General features: G+C 44.2%; 20 protein-coding genes. 13 read left to right on the top strand and 7 right to left on the bottom strand.

The annotated features are described in order from the left end of the window. Positions 1 to 2,028: bifunctional tRNA (5-methylaminomethyl-2-thiouridine)(34)-methyltransferase MnmD/FAD-dependent 5-carboxymethylaminomethyl-2-thiouridine(34) oxidoreductase MnmC (gene mnmC / locus GKR71_RS06300; RefSeq protein WP_230085035.1), on the bottom strand; the 2,028-nt coding region annotated here is incomplete at its 3' end. A 201-nt stretch (positions 2,029 to 2,229) separates the two neighbouring features. On the opposite strand from mnmC, the gene fabB reads away from it, so the two are divergent. The 3 genes from fabB (at position 2,230) to GKR71_RS06285 (ending at position 4,356) form a co-directional block, all read left to right on the top strand. Beyond that, complete coding sequence (fabB, locus tag GKR71_RS06295) at positions 2,230 to 3,441, top strand: beta-ketoacyl-ACP synthase I (protein WP_154634062.1); 1,212 nt, start codon at positions 2,230 to 2,232, stop codon at positions 3,439 to 3,441. A gap of 161 nt (positions 3,442 to 3,602) precedes the next feature. Continuing rightward, entirely contained in the window at positions 3,603 to 3,779 is a 177-nt protein-coding gene (locus GKR71_RS06290) for a hypothetical protein (RefSeq protein WP_154600210.1), read from the top strand. 253 nt (positions 3,780 to 4,032) lie between these two features. Further along, positions 4,033 to 4,356 carry a hypothetical protein gene (locus GKR71_RS06285; RefSeq protein WP_036952649.1) on the top strand — a complete coding sequence of 108 codons (324 nt, stop codon included), beginning with the start codon at positions 4,033 to 4,035 and terminating at the stop codon, positions 4,354 to 4,356. Between the two features lie 86 nt (positions 4,357 to 4,442). On the opposite strand, the gene GKR71_RS06280 is transcribed toward GKR71_RS06285, so the two are convergent. Next, positions 4,443 to 5,369: a LysR family transcriptional regulator gene (locus GKR71_RS06280; protein ID WP_154634061.1), complete on the bottom strand. Its 927-nt coding sequence runs from the start codon at positions 5,367 to 5,369 to the stop codon at positions 4,443 to 4,445. Between the two features lie 102 nt (positions 5,370 to 5,471). Here GKR71_RS06280 and GKR71_RS06275 point away from each other — a divergent pair, with 102 nt between their 5' ends. Then, entirely contained in the window at positions 5,472 to 5,942 is a 471-nt protein-coding gene (locus GKR71_RS06275) for a DMT family transporter (RefSeq protein ID WP_036952655.1), read from the top strand. A 103-nt stretch (positions 5,943 to 6,045) separates the two neighbouring features. Here GKR71_RS06275 and GKR71_RS06270 read toward each other — a convergent pair whose 3' ends face one another. The 3 genes from GKR71_RS06270 to GKR71_RS06260 are packed head-to-tail and all read right to left on the bottom strand — an operon-like array spanning position 6,046 to position 8,980. Further along, positions 6,046 to 7,554: a tripartite tricarboxylate transporter permease gene (locus GKR71_RS06270; RefSeq protein WP_036952658.1), complete on the bottom strand. Its 1,509-nt coding sequence runs from the start codon at positions 7,552 to 7,554 to the stop codon at positions 6,046 to 6,048. Positions 7,555 to 7,563: 9 nt separating this feature from the next. Next, positions 7,564 to 7,995, bottom strand: coding sequence for a tripartite tricarboxylate transporter TctB family protein (locus GKR71_RS06265; RefSeq protein ID WP_154634060.1), 432 nt, complete (start codon positions 7,993 to 7,995; stop codon positions 7,564 to 7,566). 10 nt (positions 7,996 to 8,005) lie between these two features. Beyond that, on the bottom strand, positions 8,006 to 8,980 hold the full coding sequence (locus GKR71_RS06260) for a Bug family tripartite tricarboxylate transporter substrate binding protein (protein ID WP_036952664.1): 975 nt from the start codon (positions 8,978 to 8,980) through the stop codon (positions 8,006 to 8,008). A gap of 374 nt (positions 8,981 to 9,354) precedes the next feature. On the opposite strand from GKR71_RS06260, the gene tctD reads away from it, so the two are divergent. Continuing rightward, a complete protein-coding gene (gene tctD, locus GKR71_RS06255) occupies positions 9,355 to 10,023 on the top strand; it encodes a transcriptional regulator TctD (RefSeq protein WP_154600207.1) in 669 nt (222 codons plus the stop codon). Continuing rightward, complete coding sequence (locus tag GKR71_RS06250; RefSeq protein ID WP_036952669.1) at positions 10,020 to 11,456, top strand: sensor histidine kinase; 1,437 nt, start codon at positions 10,020 to 10,022, stop codon at positions 11,454 to 11,456. Before tctD ends, GKR71_RS06250 begins: the two co-directional genes overlap by 4 nt. A 172-nt stretch (positions 11,457 to 11,628) precedes the next feature. Here GKR71_RS06250 and GKR71_RS06245 read toward each other — a convergent pair whose 3' ends face one another. Then, a complete protein-coding gene (locus GKR71_RS06245; protein WP_036952672.1) occupies positions 11,629 to 12,549 on the bottom strand; it encodes a DMT family transporter in 921 nt (306 codons plus the stop codon). Positions 12,550 to 12,647: 98 nt separating this feature from the next. On the opposite strand from GKR71_RS06245, the gene GKR71_RS06240 reads away from it, so the two are divergent. Beyond that, complete coding sequence (locus GKR71_RS06240; RefSeq protein WP_036952675.1) at positions 12,648 to 13,445, top strand: AraC family transcriptional regulator; 798 nt, start codon at positions 12,648 to 12,650, stop codon at positions 13,443 to 13,445. Between the two features lie 11 nt (positions 13,446 to 13,456). Here GKR71_RS06240 and GKR71_RS20330 read toward each other — a convergent pair whose 3' ends face one another. Next, positions 13,457 to 14,320, bottom strand: a complete 864-nt coding sequence (locus tag GKR71_RS20330) for a hypothetical protein (protein ID WP_230085034.1) — start codon at positions 14,318 to 14,320, stop codon at positions 13,457 to 13,459. 266 nt (positions 14,321 to 14,586) lie between these two features. On the opposite strand from GKR71_RS20330, the gene pdxB reads away from it, so the two are divergent. The 6 genes from pdxB to folC all read left to right on the top strand — a co-directional run. Next, a complete protein-coding gene (gene pdxB, locus GKR71_RS06230; protein ID WP_230085033.1) occupies positions 14,587 to 15,711 on the top strand; it encodes a 4-phosphoerythronate dehydrogenase PdxB in 1,125 nt (374 codons plus the stop codon). A gap of 72 nt (positions 15,712 to 15,783) precedes the next feature. After that, positions 15,784 to 16,794, top strand: coding sequence for an aspartate-semialdehyde dehydrogenase (locus GKR71_RS06225; RefSeq protein ID WP_036952682.1), 1,011 nt, complete (start codon positions 15,784 to 15,786; stop codon positions 16,792 to 16,794). After that, positions 16,794 to 17,609 (top strand): tRNA pseudouridine(38-40) synthase TruA, encoded by an 816-nt coding sequence (gene truA / locus GKR71_RS06220; RefSeq protein ID WP_036952686.1) that lies wholly within the window; start codon positions 16,794 to 16,796, stop codon positions 17,607 to 17,609. The genes GKR71_RS06225 and truA overlap by 1 nt, the downstream gene beginning before the upstream one ends. Before the next feature lie 35 nt (positions 17,610 to 17,644). Then, complete coding sequence (locus GKR71_RS06215; RefSeq protein ID WP_108478579.1) at positions 17,645 to 18,352, top strand: DedA family protein; 708 nt, start codon at positions 17,645 to 17,647, stop codon at positions 18,350 to 18,352. Positions 18,353 to 18,513: 161 nt separating this feature from the next. Then, the gene (accD, locus tag GKR71_RS06210; RefSeq protein ID WP_108478580.1) at positions 18,514 to 19,482 is read left to right on the top strand and encodes an acetyl-CoA carboxylase, carboxyltransferase subunit beta; all 969 of its coding nucleotides are present in this window, start codon (positions 18,514 to 18,516) and stop codon (positions 19,480 to 19,482) included. Next, on the top strand, positions 19,475 to 20,093 hold a 619-nt coding region (folC, locus tag GKR71_RS06205), incomplete at its 3' end, for a bifunctional tetrahydrofolate synthase/dihydrofolate synthase (protein WP_195848963.1). The genes accD and folC, both read left to right, overlap by 8 nt.

Below are 20,093 nucleotides of genomic sequence, written 5' to 3'. Positions count from 1 at the left end.
CGCCTCTTTTGTCGTGATTGGACGTCCCGCCAGCAGTTTTCTCACCCAAAAACGATTTGGATGTAATGCGGCAAGCACGTCATCGTCGGCAGGCATTGGCTCGTCAAAAATTTGAGCGGCGAGAATTTCAGCACAAAGTGGTGCAGTGGAAAGCCCTCGTGCTCCTAATGCGCCAAATACAAATAGGTTAGGATAGGCTGGAGAGGGTTCAACAGGTTGTTGACGGTGAAGTTGCTCAGGTAAATTCGCATATTGTTGCATCAGGGCATCGAAGTTAGGAACATTACCAAGTAGTGGCATATGGTCGCGGATCACGCAGCGGATCCCTTGGCGTGACTGTTGGTCAGAGATATCCACCTGCGACGTCCAGTCCACATCCGGTAGGCTGGTGAGCAGCTTTTGCAGATTTTCTTGCTGCTCTTCCTCGGAGTATTCAAGGCTCAAAATATCTCGTTGATAGCTAGCTCCCAAGCAGTGATGCTGGTTTGTAGCATCTTCTGGTGTCATATAACCTTCGAAGCACAGCACAGTTTTTAATTGCTGCAACGTAGGGTTAGTCGGAATGTGGCTGACTTGCCCGCACACAGGCGTGATAGGCAAGTTTTTTGTTTGCTCAAACTGATTCAATAAATGACCATTGGCAATCACCACGGTTTGATGATGGGCTTTTTTCTGGTTATTGAGTGTCAGCGCCCAATCTTCCCCTGAGCGCTGTAAGTCGGTGACTGACAGACCAAAGTGGAAATTAACGCCTTCTTCAGCGAGTTTTTGCGCTAAGCTTTCGCATAATTGCGCAGGACAGAGCCAGCCACCAGTGGGGTAATAAATACCTCGATGGTTGACATCCACACCACTAAGTTCACTGAGTTGTTGCCTATCTTTACCAACGGCAAATTCTTCTGGCCAGTCAGTTTGCAGCATGTTGTCGATTTTTTTTGTAGATTTAGGGTTATACGCCATTTGGCTTACCCCGCACCATTGCCCATTAAATTCGATACCTTGCGTACTAAGTTGCTGATAAAAACGAATTGCAAACGGGAAACCACTGACAAAAAAGCGTTCTAAGGCATTATCGTTCCCGGTTAAGAGAGGGTAGACTGCGCCTTGACGGTTTCCAGATGCGTTTTGCGCGACATGCTGGTCTTGACAATAAATCGTGACATTCGCCTCGCGTTTTTTGAGTGAATTGGCTAAGGCGAGGCTGGCAATTCCGCCGCCAATAATCGCGATATCATCATTATGAGATGCAGGTTGACGCGCAAACCAAGGCGCCATTGGGCGAGTCAGATTATTTTCTAGTACTCCCGTCAGCATTTGACGCTTTTGACCAAATCCTTTGGTCTTCATGATAGTAAAGCCCGCTTGTTGTAATCCACGTTTGACAAATCCGGCTACCGTAAAGGTGGCAAATGTACCGCCTTTACGCGCAAATTTTGCCATTGCAGCGAACAACTGTTCGCTCCACATTTGCGGATTTTTGGAAGGTGCAAAACCATCTAAAAACCACGCATCTATCTTATTGTTTAAATTGTCATTAAGTATGGATACTTGCGTATTTACATCACCAATCCATAAATCGAGGGTGATTAAGCCGTTTTCTAAAATAATTCGATGGTTGCCGGGTAGGGCGGGTGGCCACTGTTCACATAATTGCTCTGAGAGCTCAGCTAATTCAGGCCAACAACGGTGCGCGGCGATTAAATCGGCTTTTGATAACGGGTATTTTTCAAAGCTAATAAAATGTAATCGTTGTAATTTTGCATTGGGATTTTCGGCTTTGAATTGATTGAAGACCTGCCATAAAGCGAGAAAATTCAATCCGGTACCAAATCCTGTCTCGGCAATCACACAAGTTTCATCTTGGTGTGTTAGAAATCGCTGTGGAAAATGGTTTCCCTGCAAAAACACATGGCGACTCTCTTCTAATCCATTCTGGTTAGAAAAATAGATGTCTTCAAACTGTTCTGAAATCGGTGTGCCTTCCTCATTCCAACTGAGGTGAGCGGTTTGTACAGCTGTCTTTTTCACGTTTAAGCCCGTTATTGCAAAATCATTTTCAAATTCTAACGCTGATATCACTGTAAGGCTACCGTCACATAAAAGCCTTGTTTGTGTCATGATAAAAAAAATACAAATATTTACCCTGATCGGACTTGTTCAGCGTACAAGTGTAAGCTAAAGTGACACCTGTAATCCCGTAATCATATAATTATAGACATGAGGTAACGAATGAAGCGTGCAGTCATAACTGGCCTAGGTATTGTTTCCAGCATTGGTAATAACCAGGAAGAAGTACTGGCTTCTCTGAAGGAAGGTCGTTCCGGGATCACTTTCTCAGAAGAATTTAAAGAGGCAGGGCTGCGTAGCCATGTCTGGGGTGATGTAAAGCTGGATACTGAAGGTCTGATTGACCGTAAAGTCCGCCGTTTCATGAGTGATTGCTCTGTCTATGCTTACCTGTCAATGGAACAGGCGATTAAAGATTCAGGTTTAGCGGAAGACCAAGTGTCTAACCTGCGTACGGGTGTTGTTGTTGGTTCTGGTGGCGGTTCACCGCGTAACCAAGTCGCTGGCTCTGACGGTATGCGTGCAAAAGGTCTGCGTGGTGTGGGTCCATATATGGTGACTCGTGCAATGGCTTCCGGTATTTCTGCTTGCTTAGCAACGCCGTTCAAAATCAAAGGCGTTAACTACTCAATCAGCTCTGCATGTTCAACGTCTGCACACTGTATCGGTCACGCGGTTGAACTGATCCAACTGGGCAAACAAGATGTTGTGTTTGCTGGTGGTGGTGAAGAACTGAGCTGGGAAATGACCTGTGAGTTCGATGCAATGGGTGCGTTGTCGACTAAGTACAACGAAACCCCATCAAAAGCGTCAAGAACGTATGACCAAGACCGTGATGGTTTTGTTATTGCAGGCGGTGGCGGTATCGTCGTCGTTGAAGAGTTAGAGCACGCATTAGCACGTGGTGCACACATTTACGCAGAAGTGGTTGGCTACGGTGCAACTTCTGACGGTGCTGATATGGTGGCTCCATCGGGCGAAGGCGCAGTGCGTTGTATGCAAATGGCAATGCAGGGTGTTGATAAAATCGATTACATCAACACACACGGTACTTCAACGCCAGTCGGTGATACTAAAGAGTTAGAAGCTATCCAAGAAGTGTTTGGTCATGATTGCCCAGCACTTTCTGCAACCAAAGCGATGACAGGTCACTCTTTAGGTGCAGCGGGCGTTCAAGAAGCGATTTATAGCTTGCTGATGTTAGAGCATGGTTTTATCGCACCAAGCATTAACGTTGAGAATTTAGATGAGAAAGCGAAAGGCTTGAACATCATCACCAAACCAACTGAACAAGTACTGAACACCGTGATGTCTAACAGCTTCGGTTTCGGTGGTACTAACGCAACGTTAGTGATGAGCAAATACAAAGCGTAAGTTTCTTCACTGAAATGCACAAAATAGAAAGCGAGGGCCAAGGCTCTCGCTTTTTTTATGACTCAATTATTGCCGCCACCATAATCATCATTTTATTAAATTACCGTAATGAAAATAGTGCCATGATATTTGCTCTATTAATGTATCAATAAGGAGTTAATATGGATTTCACACGGTGTAAGATTTGGAAAAATGATTTAAAACTTTTGGGTAATGCACTAATTAAAAGTATTAAGGGGCTGTTTCCTGCCAAAGTTAAGCGTGCATTTAATACTAATATCATGTATCCACTTTTTGGAAAGCAAGAAGAAAAGACGATGTTTCCGCGCCACGGCTAAAATATGTTTATATTGGCAAAACACAGATAATAAAATCGTTGCTTTGCTGAGTTGCACTAAATATCCCTTTTATTAATCAAAAAGTTTGCCCCGAAATCTTTCTGGGGCAAATTTTATTGTTCACGACAACCCGAACTACTCATTGAATATTGAAGTTCCTTCGACGATTATCAGAGTTATCCGCGAGCATCTTACCTTCAAACTGCGTATAAATGCTCAATACATAAAATAGTCAAAAAGAAAGGTAAAAAAGATGGCGTATTGGACGGCGAAAAGTGTTCCAGAATTAGCAGGATTAGAGAGAAAAGAGCAAGGACGCCTATTTCGTCAATGCCTGAAAGAAGGTAAAAAACGCATGGGCGCGAAATATTGGAAGCTCACTGGACTCGCGGTTTTACTTTCCGCTGTATTAGCCTTTATGTTGTTTTTCTTTGGTTTCTTTTCTGGTGGTTTTCTAGGCGGCGCATTGTTAGGCGGTATGATCGGTGCCTTGTTTGTCTTTATTGTACAAACACCAACCATTGATGTGGGTCGCGAATGGTTACGCGAGCAGGGCTATCCGAAACAAGACATCTAGAATAGGTCAAGTGAAGAAAAAAGTGAGAGTCAAGGCTTTCGCTTTTTTTTATAAATTCTGATAGATAGTAGAAACTCTGCCCCTTGTTAACCCTCGTTTTCGCCATAAAACTCGCGGTCATCTTTTAATTGTTCAGCGATAATGCCTCTAAACCACTCTAATGCTTTATCAGTATCACTACGTTGGTGCCATACCATTTGGAAATCCAAATCAGGAAGAGATAATGGAGGCGAAAATAACGTAAACTTGCCTAACATTGATTGAGGTATCGCTTTTTCCGCCACCGTTAGGATCAAGTCAGTTCCTGTTAATAATTGGGGGGCAATTTGCCAGTAAGGCACAGTCACTGCGACACGGCGCTGTTGGTTAATTAATTGGAGTTGATGGTCTATTTCGTTAGCATCAAAAGGCTTCATACTCACTAAAATGTGGGGATGGGATAGCCAATCAACTAAATCCATTTTGCCTTGTGAGCCGAGTTGATGATCAACCAGACAGACAAATTTATCAGTAAAGACAGTTTGATTTCGTAACGAATAATCCAACGTTTTAAATATACCGAATGCTAAATCTAAGCTCCCTTCATGCAATTTATTTTGCATTTCTTCCCGACTACAGTGCCAGATATTGAGATCAATATTGGGGGCATATTTGCGTAAATAAGAAACCAATTTTACCGTAATTAAAGCCGCGCCGTAGTCGGACATCGCGATATTAAAGCGTCTTTGGCAGCTGAGCGGAGAAAACTGTTTTTGGGCAATCAAGTCATCTAACTGGTTTAATGCTTCATTTAATGGGAGATAAAGAGACTCAGCTTTGCTGGTTAATTGATATTGGCCTTCACGGCGAACCAATAATGGGTCTCGAAAAATGTCTCTCAATTGATTTAATGCATGGCTGACTGCGGGCTGACTTTTATATAAAGCTTCTGCTGCTCGGCTGACATGACGCTCCCGTAATAAGACTGACAACGTCACAAGTTGATTTAAATCTAATTTTCTTAAGTTATTCATCCTACGAATAGTGCCTTATAAAATTGTTCATTTTCCAATGTCGTTATCTCTCTTTACTATGGCAACCAATCAATTTAAGTCAATATTAATGAAGAGGTTTCGATGTCAGCATTTTCAATCATAGGGATCATACTTGCCTTTGTTGCATTATTGGCAGGCGCAGTTGTGCCAATCCAAGCAGCAAGTAATGCCATACTTGCTCGGCAATTAGGTCACCCATTATGGGCGAGCGCGACATCGCTCGTGATCAGTTTAATTGTGCTAATTCCACTATTAATTATTTTTAAAGTACCAAAACCCCATTTTAGTACTGAGTTATTTAATCAACCCATCTGGATCTGGTTTGGTGGTATCGCAGGAATGCTCTATCTCACTTCGGCTTTGATTTTAGTCCCTAAAATAGGGAGTACGACATTCTTTGTTTTGGTGATTGCGGGTCAATTAATTATTTCCGCGCTTATTGAGCAATTTGGTTGGTTTGGTATGAATCGAAATCCCATTCCAATTGAGAAAGTGGTGGGTATCGGTTTAGTGATTCTAGGGGTTTTATGCGTCCAATTTTCACGAAAGTAATGGTATCGAACCTAAGTAATGCATTTTTACTAGGAGGATTTATCAGTAGACCTGCCCCACTTTCATGGGGCGAAGTCTGACAGTCATAACGTACAATTTGGAATTAGGCTTGGGCGGTTTGATGACGACGTTTGCGAATAAGCTTCACAATGGGTGGTAACACCAGAACCAGCACCGCCAGAATTAATAAGCTCTTAGAAATAGTGCTACTCCAGAGAATATTAAAATCCCCATTACTGATAGATAACGAGCGTCGCAGGTTTTGCTCTAACATTTCACCCAAAACAAACCCGAGGATCAGCGGAGATAGCGGGAAATTCATCTTCCGCAAGATATAGCCGAAGACCCCAAGCCCCATCATTAACAGTAGGTCAAAAGTGGTGCTGTGTACGGCGTAAACGCCCACCGCAGAGACACAAGCAATCGCAGGGACTAAGAACCACAGTGGCACGGTGAGCATACGAGTGAATAAACCGATGAGCGGAATATTCATTACCAACAACACGACGTTAGCGATAAGCAGTGCAGCAATTAATCCCCAAACGATATGTGGTTGTTCAGTAAACATGCCTGGACCTGGGGTGATGTTATACAGAGTCAGCGCCCCCATCATTACTGCCGTCGTGCCTGAACCCGGAACACCGAGGGTTAACATCGGAATAAATGACCCACAGGCAGAGGCGTTGTTGGCGGCTTCAGGTGCCGCGACACCGCGAACATCCCCTTCACCAAATGTCCCTTTATCCCCTGCAATTTTTTTCTCTGTCATATAGGTGATGGCACTAGCGATAGTCGCCCCTGCACCCGGTAAAATCCCCACAAAAAAGCCAATAAATGAGGAACGTAATGTTGGACCAGCACAGGCCTTGGCTTCTTTCTTGCTAAATAACATTCGACCCGTTTTGCGGATCAATCCTTGTCCTGTTGCCGTGCTTTCTAGCATGAGTAATATTTCACTGACAGAGAACAGACCAATAACCACGACGATAAACTGGACGCCATCGGATAGGTTAACGCTGTCAAAGGTAAAGCGGTATTCCCCAGAGTTGGCATCGACACCGACGGTTGCTAGTGCCAAACCAATCAATGCTGCGAGCAGCGATTTGACAGGGTTTTGGCTCATCATGCTGCCTAAACACGCGATAGCAAAAACCATCAATGCGAAATATTCAGCAGGACCAAATGCGAGTGACCATTGTGCCAGTAAAGGTGCAAATAAAATGATCCCAACAATCGCAATTGTGGAACCGATAAATGAACTGACGGCAGAAATCGAGAGCGCGATACCGCCTTGACCTTGCTTCGCCATCGGATAACCATCTAACGTGGTCATGATCGCCGCGGCGTCACCGGGAACGTTCAATAGGATGGCGGAAATTCGCCCTCCATACTCACAGCCTAAATAAACGGTTGCCAACAAAATTAGGGCAGATTCAGCCGGTAACTTTAGTGCAAATGCCAATGGCAATAGAATTGCGACACCGTTAATTGGGCCAAGACCCGGTAACATACCGACAATGGTGCCGATAAAGCAGCCAATCAGCCCGATCATAATGTTTTGAGGGATCAGCGCGACCTCAAAGCCTTGAGATAAATACATCCACGTTTCCATACTTTCTCCTTAGCTAAAAAGCTCGCCGATTGGCAATGTCACATCGAGTAATCGGTCAAAGGCATAGAATAGGGAAATGCCTAGGATTGGACCGGAAATCAGGGCGGCTATCGGGGTTGCACCAAATAACAGGGCAACGCTGATGGTCAACAAAATGGTCGATAATGGAAATCCTAACCACTCAAACGCCCATGCATAAATAACTAATGCAATGATTAACAAGACTAAACGGCGCAAGACATAGGGCTTTGGCCATTCAACCGCTTCTTGGCGACCCAGCAGGAGTGCGAGTGCGCACAGGGTCATTAATGACAGTATGGCAATCGGGAAAGGGCGGGGGCCCAATGGTTCATAGGTAAACTCACTTTGGATGCCCCAGCCGATGTACAGCCCGATCCCACACAGTATTAGCCAGACTATGGCAAATATGCGTTGGCTCATGGTGACTCCGTTATTTCGCTAACCCGAAGGAACGCGCTTGCTCACGGTAGTTCTCAACTTCTTTTTTCACGTAAGCGTCCAGTTCTGGGCCCGATAAGTTGTATTCAAACAAGCCACGTAATTCACGCTGCTTTTTAAATTCGTCGGTTTGTTGTAATTTTTGGAAGGCTTCAACCCATTGATTGTAATCCGCATCGGATACTTTTGGTCCCATGTAGAATCCGCGAATGATTGGCCAAACTATGTCATAGCCTTGCTCTTTAGCGGTTGGGATATTAGCGAGCCCATCCGGTAGGCGTTTATCCGCATATACCGCTAGGATGCGGATTTTTCCGTCACTGATATAGGGGGTCATTTCACTGATATCACCGGAGATCACTTGGATGTGGTTGCCTAACAGGGCTGTCAGTGTTTCGCCACCGCCTTCGAAAGCAACATAGCGCATTTTTCGTGGGTCTAAATCGATCGCTTTGGCGAGTAACGCCGTTTTCATCCAATCTTGGCTACCGATGGAGCCACCAGCACCGAAGACAATGCTGTTTGGATCTTTTTTGAAGGCGTCCATCAGTTCGCCTAAGGTTTTATAAGGGGAGTCTGCACGCACGGCAATCATGCCATAGTCACTGCCAACACTCGCTAGCCAGCGAACATCATTTTCGTTGTAACGACCAAATTTACCTTGTGCAAGGTTGAGTAAGGAGCCACCAGAGAATGCGACGATGGTTCCCGGCTCAGCTGGGCGTTGAGCCACAATGGCATTGTAGGCAACGGCACCAATTCCACCTGGCATGTATGTCACACGCATCGGTTTTTCGATTTCTTTGGTTTCCAGCATGGAGACTTGAACGAGTTTACAGGTTAAGTCAAAGCCACCGCCAGGTTTGGCTGGGGCAATACATTCGGTTCTTTCGGGTAACGCCATTGCTTGGTTAACGCCAACTAAAAAAATTGCTGCAGCTAAGGTATTGATTGTGAAATTCTTCATGCTTCATTCCTCACTAGACAATAATTAAGTTACTTGGTTGTTGTTGGTTATGTCGTTATGGATCTACCGTTGTAGATGAATATGTTTTTGTAGATAAATAACTGTGGGCGATGTTTGCTCGCCACTCATCATTGTATTGAGAACCTTTCATTTACCTTTCATTAACAAATAAAATTATTTTTATGTGATACATATCAGATTGTTTTATATTATCTCTTCTTATATTTGTTAATTTAATGTTAATTTCTATTTGTAGTAGCAGGTTAACGAAGGATAGTTGTGATAGCTTCGGTAAAAATCACGTTTAACACTTTTCATTCAATTGAGAGAGTGCCAACTTATACGCATAAATAATCATAATGAGTGGGCGACGGATGAGAATGTTATTGGTTGAAGATCATGACGAGTTGTCATTGTGGTTACAAAAAGCCTTAACCGCATCGGGATTTGCTGTTGATATTGCCAGTGATGGCTATAGTGCTGACCAGTTATTACAAACTGAAAATTATTCGTTGGTGGTATTGGATGTTTCATTGCCACGGATGAGTGGTTTGGATGTATTAGCCCAGATGCGCAAGCGGCATCAAGAAACACCTGTGCTGCTATTAACGGCGAATTCAGATGTGGCTGACCGCGTAAAAGGGCTGAATGCAGGGGCGGATGATTACCTGACTAAACCCTTTGATATTGCCGAATTAGAAGCCCGAGTGCGCGCGCTATTACGTCGTAGCCAAGGGAATGCGAATAGCGACCAATGTTTTGGTGATCTTTGTTTTCATGACGAGGGTTATTTTTCACTGAAGGCGGAGCCGCTAGGTTTAACCCCGCGAGAATACGCGGTATTGAATACACTTTTTCATCGCAGAGGGCGACCTGTTTCAAAAACACAATTATTTGAACAGGTATTCTCACTGTCGGATGAAGCCAACTTACAAAGTATTGAATTGTATGTGCATCGGGTTCGCAAAAAACTCGCGGGTTCAGATGTTAATATCAATACTTTACGCGGATTGGGATACCGATTAGAGCAGTGTAGTGTATGAAATTAGTCTCTCATCCACGCTCTCTCTTTCATCAGTTGCTGCTTTTTTTCGGTATCCCCCTCATTTTGTTGGGAAGTTTCTCCGTTTATACCCACTATTACAGCGCTAAAAACGCCGCTAACCTCGCCTATGACCGGACATTACTGGCGTCGGCGAGAACGGTGGCGGAGCGATTACAAGTTGTGGATGAACATCTTTCCGTGAATGTGCCTTACGTGGTACTCGATAGCTTTGAACTGAACAATAATGACCGTCTGTTTTATCAAGTCATCGCTCCTCATGGGGAGACCATTTCTGGCTATGATGACCTACCGCCAATCCCCCCTTACTGGATGCGCTCTCAACATTACACGGCCTTAGTCTACTTTTATGATGCGGAATATATGGGGCTTCCCATTCGCGTAGCGACCTTTTTCCAACCGATTAATGAAGGTGGGATCCAAGGCATGGTGGAGATCCGCGTCGCTGAAACGGTGTATGCTCGGCAAGATTTTGCCAATCAATTGCTGATCTCGGCTTTGATGAGCCAAGGTACTGTGGTGGTTGTGACGCTGATATTGGCGTATTTGCTATTACGTAAGTTATTAACACCGTTGAAAAAACTTTCTAATCTCATGTTGGGTCGTGCCGCGAATGACCTAACTCCAATCCCGAATGTGTTGCCATGGTCAGAACTTTCGCCTCTGGTGGATGCATTGAACCGCTATGTGGAGCGATTAAGGCGTATGTTAAAACGCCAAGAGCGTTTCAGTGCAGATGCTTCCCATCAATTAAAAACCCCGTTAGCCGTATTAAAAACTCAAGTTTCGGTGGCTCTTAATAGCGATGATGAGCAACAGAAACAGCAAAGTTTGCAGGCGATTAATAAAACTTTGGATAACACCATTGTATTAACTGATCGGTTATTGCAGCTTGCCCGTTTAAAAGAGCACGAAAAAGAGGCGATCAGGCTTTATCGTGCAGTTAATTTGGTCGAAATTGTTCAGCAAGTCTGTTTTACCCGCTTAGGGCAATCCGAAAGTAAGCAGATTGATTTAGGCTATGAGGGGCTAGAACATTGTTGGGTGAAAGGGGATGCTATTTTGCTGGCGGAAATGTGCGCGAACTTAATCGATAATGCGATTAAATATACCCCAGAGAAGGGGGTTGTCACGGTACGTATTATTGCAGATGAAAGTCATAAGTCGATGATCAAGTTGGAAATTGAAGACTCAGGACCTGGTATCGAAAATAAATATATTCACCGCTCATTAAAAGCCTTCATGCGCTTGAATAATGCCAAAGGGCTGGAAGGTTCAGGGTTGGGTTTGGCGCTTGTAAAAGATATCGCCAGTTATCACGGCTCAGAATTGCAGCTGTTAAAGAGTGAGCATCTCGGCGGCCTGTTGGTACGTATCACTTTGAAAGCGAGCCGGGCACCGAAGAAAGCTTAGTGGCTACTCTGTTATTATCTAGTTGCACCTAAAAACGGTCATTATCAAATTTACACACCTTTTTAGGTGCAATTGATCTGTGTAATTAGCCGGAAAGGCATAAAATAAACAAAGCCCCATAACCTTGAAGTAGATTTATGGGGCTTTTAATCAATCGAACTATTAATGTGGCTTACTGGCAAGTCTCTTCTTCTAACGCTTTTTTCTTGCGAGAAAATAGCTGGGTGAGCGGGGTGCGCAGCTGTTGAGCTAACATCACGCCAAGTAACACGATTCCGCCCCCAATTAAGTGGTAACTCTTTAACTCTTCCCCAAGTGTGAATACCGCGATAATGGCAGTAAATACCGGAGCGAGGTTCATAAAGATAGAGGTGGTATTGGCGCCTAAGCGGAGCACGCCTTGGATCCACATTGCTGGAGCCAGAATCGATGCAGCAATCCCTGCGAATAAAACTAACCCGATATTATTGCTGTTAAGGCTCACATCATCTGCCATCAAGAAGTTTGGAATTAATAATAAAACGCCAAAGAAGACTTGCACGTACAGTGAATCCCAACTCGATAGCTGAATAGACCAACGCTTAGTTAATACTCCGTATAGGGCATAAGCGGCGGAAGCGACGATCATCAGCAATTCGCCTTGACCCAATCCATTATCCAGTAATGAACTTGGGTTCCCTTGGCTGACTAACCAAGCCAATCCAAACAAAGATAGAACGGAACCAATAACAATCCCAACGGTTGGGATCACCCTCAGAACGAAAATACTAATCACCACAGTTAATAGCGGAATAAATGAGTTCATAACACCCATAAATGTCGCGCTTACTGTGTGTGCGGCATAGTAAGCCAAACTTTGATACAGCATCATCCCCAAAGCACCTAAGATGGCCAGTTGCCACCAATGTTGTTTAACCACTTTGGCATTGCGCAGTACCGAGCGCAGAACAAATGGGGTCATGACTAAAAATGCCAGAGCCCAGCGATAAAACGAAATAGCAGCAGGGTCAATTGCCGTTGCAGCGGCTTTGTTGACGATGGCATTGATGGACCATAATAAAACCGCGGTCAGCGGAAACAGGAAATATTTCATTAACAACGTTCTCCCTAATCAGTCACAGGAGTATACATCTGTCCGAAATATTATATATACTGATATTCAGACAATCGATAACGCTTTTCAGACAGCTTATGAATAATTTAAAAAGTGATGTTCTGCAAATTAACGAATGCAATATTATTGAGCCTGAATTTATTGCCTTGCGTCATGAGCAGATCAACCAGCAAACCGAATACAAATCCCATTCCCATACCTTTGGTCAATTGCTGTATGTGGTCTGTGGGATTATGGAAATGGAAGTGGAAGGCAAGCATTATATGGCACCGCCAGAGTTTTGCATCTGGATCCCCGCTAATACCCAACATGCGAGTTTTAATAAGCAGAGTGTCAAATTTCGCATTATTGATTTTGCCCAATCTTATACACCGCGACTTGCTAGTAAGGCATGTGTTGTGCGATTAAGCCCCATTTTCCATACGATCATGACGGATATGTATCAACGGGGCATTGTTCAGCCCGAAACCGAGCAGGATATTCGTTTGGGGGAGGTATTGATTGACCAATTTGCTATTTCGCCATGCCAAGATACTTATTTACCCACCAGCAAAGATAAATTGTTAGCGCCTATTTTAGCGGAGCTACAGCAAGACCCTGCGGATAATACAACGCTCGCCCAGTGGGCAAAGCGGGCTTATACCTCGGAGCGAACATTATCTCGCCGTTGCCAACAAGAGCTGGGTATGTCATTCAGTGAGTGGCGCCAGCGACTACGTTACTTACATGCAGTGGCTGGATTGGATAAAGGTAAAAGTGTCCATGAAGTTGCTTTGGATGTGGGGTATAGCTCGGCATCTGCATTTATTGCGATGTTCCAGCAAATTTCAGGGGTCACTCCAGACCGGTTTCGAATGAAAGAGCTGACCCCATAGTAGAGGGAAAATCAATATACATAATTGTATTTGATATTAGCGTGGTAGTTGTACACGCTATCTTTCCCTCCGTGTTCATCTTTAATTAATGTGGTGATCTTTTTTTCCGCGTCGGTGCACCTTCCGAACGTATTCCAGCTGTTACAGGTGGTCGCGGTTGTTTCGGTGGTAAAAAATTCTTCAATGGTTTTGTTGGTTAACATTCTGTCATCATCATCATAGGTAAACTCTTTGACGGTTGAGTCAGACTGCATGCGAACTAAGCGATTTTTCGCATCATAGAGGAAGGCTGTTTTCACACTATCATTTTCTAGCGTACTGACTCGGTTGGATTCAGATAATCGTCCTTTATCATCAGTTAAAAAAGTGGTGACTGCTCTTGTTAACATGCGCTCTTTATCGAGGGTTGTCGTATAAGAAGAATCTTTGGCTTCGGTTATTTTTCCATTCTGATCAGTGAAAAACTTTCCGTTCATTTTTTGCTGTAAGATAGTTTTTTCAACATTATCTTGATTAATAACAGACAGCTTAAATGCGGATTTGTAGTCCCAACCGTTGCCATTTTTTTTCATGCTCATATCAATGGATTTGACGGATACACTGTCGTGGATGCTGAATTTGATAACTTCATGACCAGTTAACTCAATTAGGGCTCCACAATCATCAAACTTCGTTTGAACCGTATTGTTGATGTAATCATCTTGACTGGTGGTGCGTGAGTTCATTGCTTTTAATGAGTCGTTAAATGGGCGCTCTTGGGCAAAGACGAAATTATTAAAGTTGTTGATGGCGATGGTGTCCGTCGAGCAGTTTTGGTCGCCAGCATAGGCATAAAACGAGCACATTAGGGGAAGCGACAGTAATACTTTTTTCACAATCAATATGCCTTTCAAAATAAATGCCTTCCTGAAAAATGAATAACTTTTAATGTGGTTTTGCTGATTAAACATGAAATTCTTTAGATTAGATAGTCAGACTCATCTGTAAGATTGTTTAATAAAAAGAAAAATTAAATATCGCCGAATAGACTATCAATTTCAACCAAAAGCATTGTCATGTAAATGATTCAGCCTATCGACGATTTGGAGTATAGTGTGGCAGCCAAATCGGGCATGACACACATTCTATTGGGACGAATTCCGTGAAAATTTTGGTTGATGAAAACATGCCATATGCTCAAACACTGTTTAGTGAGCTAGGCGAAGTTAAAGCAGTACCAGGGCGCCCAGTGCCAGAACAGGAACTGGTTGATGCAGATGCATTAATGGTGCGCTCAATTACCAAAGTGAATAAATCATTACTGAGCAATACGCCAGTAAAATTCGTCGGCACGGCAACAGCAGGGTTTGACCACGTTGATACCCAGTGGCTTGCCGAAGCCAATATTGGATTCTCTTCAGCGCCAGGGTGCAATGCCATTGCTGTCGTTGAGTATGTTTTTTCTGCATTATTGATGCTGGCGGAACGCGATAACTTTGATTTACGCGATAAAACCGTTGGGATAGTCGGGGTTGGTAATGTGGGAGGGCGTTTGTATAAACGTCTGCAAGCGTGGGGCGTGAATACCGTATTATGTGACCCTCCTCGAGCAGATAAAGGCGACCAAGAAGTTTTTGTTCCATTCGATTCGCTACTGGAGCAGGCTGATATTTTAACCTTCCATACACCGCTCAACATGGAAGGCGAATATTCTACCTTCCATTTAATGGATGAATCTCGACTAGCAAATTTACGCGACGGTACCATTTTGGTGAATGCGAGCCGTGGTGAAGTGGTGGATAACCAAGCGCTATTACAGTTGCTTGAGCAAGGTAAGCCGCTGAGTGTGGTATTGGATGTGTGGGAGCCTGAGCCTGATCTGGATACAGAATTACTGGCGTATGTGGATATCGGTACGCCGCATATTGCAGGCTATACTTTAGAGGGTAAAGCACGAGGAACAACCCAAGTCTTTGAAGCTTATTGCGAATTCCTAGGTAAGCCTACTAATGTATCTCTGGCATCGCTGTTACCGAAACCGGATATCGACTGCATTAATTTCAATGGTAAATTAACGCAAAGCCAGCTCAAAAGATTAGTGCATCTCGTGTATGATGTGCGCCGTGATGATGCATCGTTGCGCGCAGTGGCTGGCATTCCCGGTGAGTTCGATAAATTACGTAAACACTACCAAGAACGCCGTGAATGGTCATCGTTAACAGTTCAATGCGATAGCCAAGAGACAGCCCAGTTACTGAGCGAATTAGGCTTTAACGCAAAAATTTAATAACAGATTCTTTTAGGTGAAATAAGCGGCTAATCACGGCTTGTTTCACTTTGATTTTTTAGAGGAAAAACCATGACAGAAGGTTGGAATATTGCATTACTCGGGGCAACCGGCGCAGTGGGCGAAGGTATTCTTTCCCTGCTTCAAGAAAGAGAGTTTCCCGTTGGTGAGCTTTATTTACTAGCCAGTGAGCGTAGTGCGGGGGAGAGCATTCGCTTCAACGGTAAAAGTTATCTAGTGCAAGATGTCGCGGATTTCGATTGGTCGCAGGCACAAATTGCCTTTTTCGCGGCAGGCGAGGAAGCCGCAGCACAGTATGCGGAATTAGCGGCGCAAGAAGGCTGCATTGTGATTGATAACAGCGGTATTTTTGCGTTAGACCCTGATGTACCATTAGTGGTACCGGGAGTTAACCCGCAAGTATTAGCGGATTATCGTAATCGCAATATTATTTCGGTGGCAGACAGTTACGTTAGCCAACTCTTAACGTCTATCAAACCGTTAGTGGACGCGGCTGGGTTAGGACGCATTACACTTACCAATATGCTGTCGATGTCAGCGTACGGTAAAGCGGCTGTGGATGAATTAGCGGGTCAAAGTGCGCGTTTATTGAATGGTATCCCTGCGGAAGAAGGTCGTTTTACTAAGCAATTAGCCTTTAATATGCTGCCATTATTAGCGGATGGTGAAGGCAGTGTTGTGCAAGAGCGCCGTTTAGTTGAGCAAGTTCGTAAAGTGCTGCAAGACGATGGTTTGCCAGTCTCCGTAAGCTTTATTCAGTCACCGGTATTCTATGGTAATGCGCAAGTGGTGCACTTAGAAACTCTACGCCCAGTTAGCGCAGAAGAAGCGAGCGAAGAATTTGAACGTTTTGATGATATTCAGGTCTCAGAAGAGGGTGATTATCCAACTCAAGTGACTGACGCATCAGGTAATGATTTCTTAAGCATTGGCTGTATTCGTAACGATTATGGTATACCGGAAATTTTACAGTTCTGGTCAGTGGCGGATAACGTTCGTTTTGGTGGTGCGTTAATGGCGGTTGAGACAGCAGAAAAACTGGCTCAGGAGCTGTATTACTAATGTCGGAGTCCCCAAAGCTGCATCGCATTGCCCTCGGAATTGAGTATAACGGTAGCCGTTATTATGGTTGGCAACGCCAGCAAGAAGTGAAAAGCGTACAGGGTTGCCTTGAGGTTGCCCTGTCTAAAATCGCCGCGGAGCCAATCACCGTCAATTGTGCGGGACGCACGGATGCAGGTGTTCATGCGACTGGGCAGGTGGTGCATTTTGAAACTTCAGCTAACCGTAAAGAGGCGGCATGGACGATGGGAGCAAATACCCACCTTCCTGACGATATTGCGGTTCGCTGGTGTAAACCTGTGGATGATGAGTTTCATGCGCGTTTTAGTGCAACGGCACGTCGATATCGTTATGTGATTTTTAATCACCGTTATCGACCTGCAATTTTATCGAATGGTGTCACGCACTTTCATTTTCCCCTTGATGAAAAGCGTATGCACCAAGCGGCACAAGCATTGCTGGGCGAGCGTGATTTTACCTCATTCCGCGCGGTGCAGTGTCAGTCAAAAAGCCCTTGGCGTAATGTGATGCACGTTAATGTAACGCGTCACGGAAACTATGTGGTTGTGGATATTAAAGCCAATGCGTTTGTACACCATATGGTGAGAAATATTGTTGGCAGTTTGTTGGAGATAGGCTGTGGTAATCAAGACATTGATTGGATGGCACATCTTCTAGAATTAAAAGATAGAACGAAAGCGGCGGCGACAGCCAAAGCGGAAGGACTGTATTTAGTGAGCGTGGATTATCCTGAAAAATTTGACCTACCACAGAATGTGATGGGGCCTCTATTTCTTGCGGATGAGCTGCTGTAAAGGTCGTTAATATAAATCTCCACATGAGGAACCCCATGGAGTTTATCAGTTTTATCATTGATTTTATTTTACATATTGATGTGCATCTTGCGGAATTGGTCGCCGAATATGGTGTTTGGGTTTACGGAATTTTATTCCTGATCCTATTCTGTGAGACGGGGCTGGTGGTTACGCCTTTCCTTCCCGGGGATTCTTTATTATTTGTCGCGGGTGCGTTAGCAGCATTGCCAAGTAATGATTTAAACGTACACGTCATGGTGTTGTTGATGATTATTGCGGCAATTATTGGTGATGCAGTGAACTACACCATTGGACGTATCTTTGGTGAAAAACTGTTTAAAAACCCAGATTCAAAAATTTTCCGTCGTAGCTATTTAGATAAAACCCATCAGTTTTATGAAAAACATGGCGGAAAAGCGATTATTTTGGCGCGTTTTGTGCCTATCGTGAGAACCTTTGCACCTTTCGTTGCAGGTATGGGTAAAATGTCTTACCGTCATTTTGCCTTTTATAATGTGGCAGGTGCGTTATTATGGGTGCTACTCTTTACCTATGCAGGGTATTTATTCGGTGATTTACCGATAGTACAAAAGAATTTGAAATTACTGATAGTCGCGATTATCTTTATTTCGATTCTGCCGGGTGTCATTGAAATTATTCGCCACCGTCGAGCTGCTGCAAAAGAAAAAAATGCAGTGGCAAAAGAAAAGAGTGCGGCGACGCAAAAAAACGATAACCAATAATCGGTTTGAAAAAAGTTTTTATCTACAGTGAGATATCATTGTGGTTTAATGGCAAAAAAATAACATACTGATAGATGCTTCTTATATAACCACCATCTGAAATTCAGTGATGGTATTATTCGAAGTGTCGTCAGAGTGCAATCAGACGAAAAGGTCCATTAATGAGCTGGATTGAGAAAATTTTAAAAAAAGGTACTTCAACCCCATCCCATAAAGCAAACATCCCTGAAGGTGTTTGGACTAAATGTGATAGCTGTGGGCAAGTCCTCTACGGTGCTGAGCTTGAGCGTAACCTACAAGTGTGTCCAAAATGTGACCACCATATGCGTATTCATGCTCGCCAACGCCTTGAATCTTTCCTTGATGAAAACTCAACAACGGAATTAGGTAGTGAATTAGAGCCAAAAGATGTGCTCAAATTCCGCGACTCTAAAAAATACAAAGACAGAATTAGCTCCGCCCAGAAAGAGACGGGTGAAAAAGATGCTATCGTCGTGATGAAAGGTACGCTCAAAGAGATGCCTGTTGTTGCCGCTGCATTTGAATTCTCCTTTATGGGTGGTTCAATGGCATCGGTTGTGGGGGCACGTTTTGTCCGTGCTGTAGAACAAGCTTTGGAAGATAACTGTCCATTAGTTTGCTTCTCATCCAGTGGTGGTGCGCGTATGCAAGAAGCGCTGCTGTCCCTGATGCAAATGGCGAAAACCAGTGCTGCACTGGCGAAAATGCAAGAACGTGGCTTACCGTACATTTCTGTACTGACCGACCCGACCATGGGTGGTGTTTCTGCAAGTTTAGCAATGTTGGGTGATATCAACGTGGCTGAACCTAAAGCACTGATTGGCTTCGCGGGTCCTCGCGTTATCGAACAGACCGTTCGTGAAAAATTACCTCAAGGTTTCCAGCGCAGTGAATTCCTGCTGGAAAAAGGGGCAATTGACATGATCGTGCGTCGTCAAGATATGCGTGATCGTCTGGCTGATGTCCTAGCGATGTTAACCAACCAACCAAGTTTGAACACTGCACCAGCGCTGGTTGTTGAAGTGGTTGACGTGGAAATTGACCTTGCTGATGCTGTCGATGGTGCAGATAAAGCAAAAGGCGCTAAACATAAAAAAGATGATGAGTAATCTAATCATTCCTACAGCCAAGTCTCCATTGGAGGCTTGGCTCTCTTATCTCACTGACCTGCATAGCCAAAATATTGATATGGGGTTGGAACGAGTAGGGCAAGCTGCCCGTCAAATGCATCTCACTCAACCTGCTCCTCGCGTCATCACTGTCACCGGCACAAACGGTAAAGGCACAACCTGCCATACACTTGAGTCTATTTTGATGGCTGCGGGTTTGAAGGTGGGTGTCTACAGTTCCCCACATTTAGTGCGCTACACGGAACGCGTCCGAATCCAAGGTAAAGAGCTTACTGAAAGTGAGTTTTGCCAAGCATTTGCGACTATCGAAGCGCAGCGTGGAAATATTTCATTAACCTACTTTGAATATGGCACCTTAGCTGCACTACAATTATTTAAGCAAGCTGAGTTAGATATTGTGATCCTTGAAGTAGGGTTAGGCGGTCGCCTTGATGCAACTAATGTCGTGGATGCGGATATCGCGGCAATCACCAGTATTGCGCTTGATCATACCGATTGGCTAGGTTCTGATCGTGAGCATATTGGTCATGAGAAAGCGGGTATTTTCCGTCAAGGTCATTATGGTGTGGTGGGCGAGCCTGATATGCCGG

The organism is Providencia sp. wls1922 (assembly GCF_009706505.1).
Classification (GTDB): Bacteria; Pseudomonadota; Gammaproteobacteria; order Enterobacterales; family Enterobacteriaceae; genus Providencia; species Providencia lanzhouensis.
Note: the sequence above shows the minus strand (reverse complement) of the source record. Positions and strands in the feature narration are given on the sequence as shown.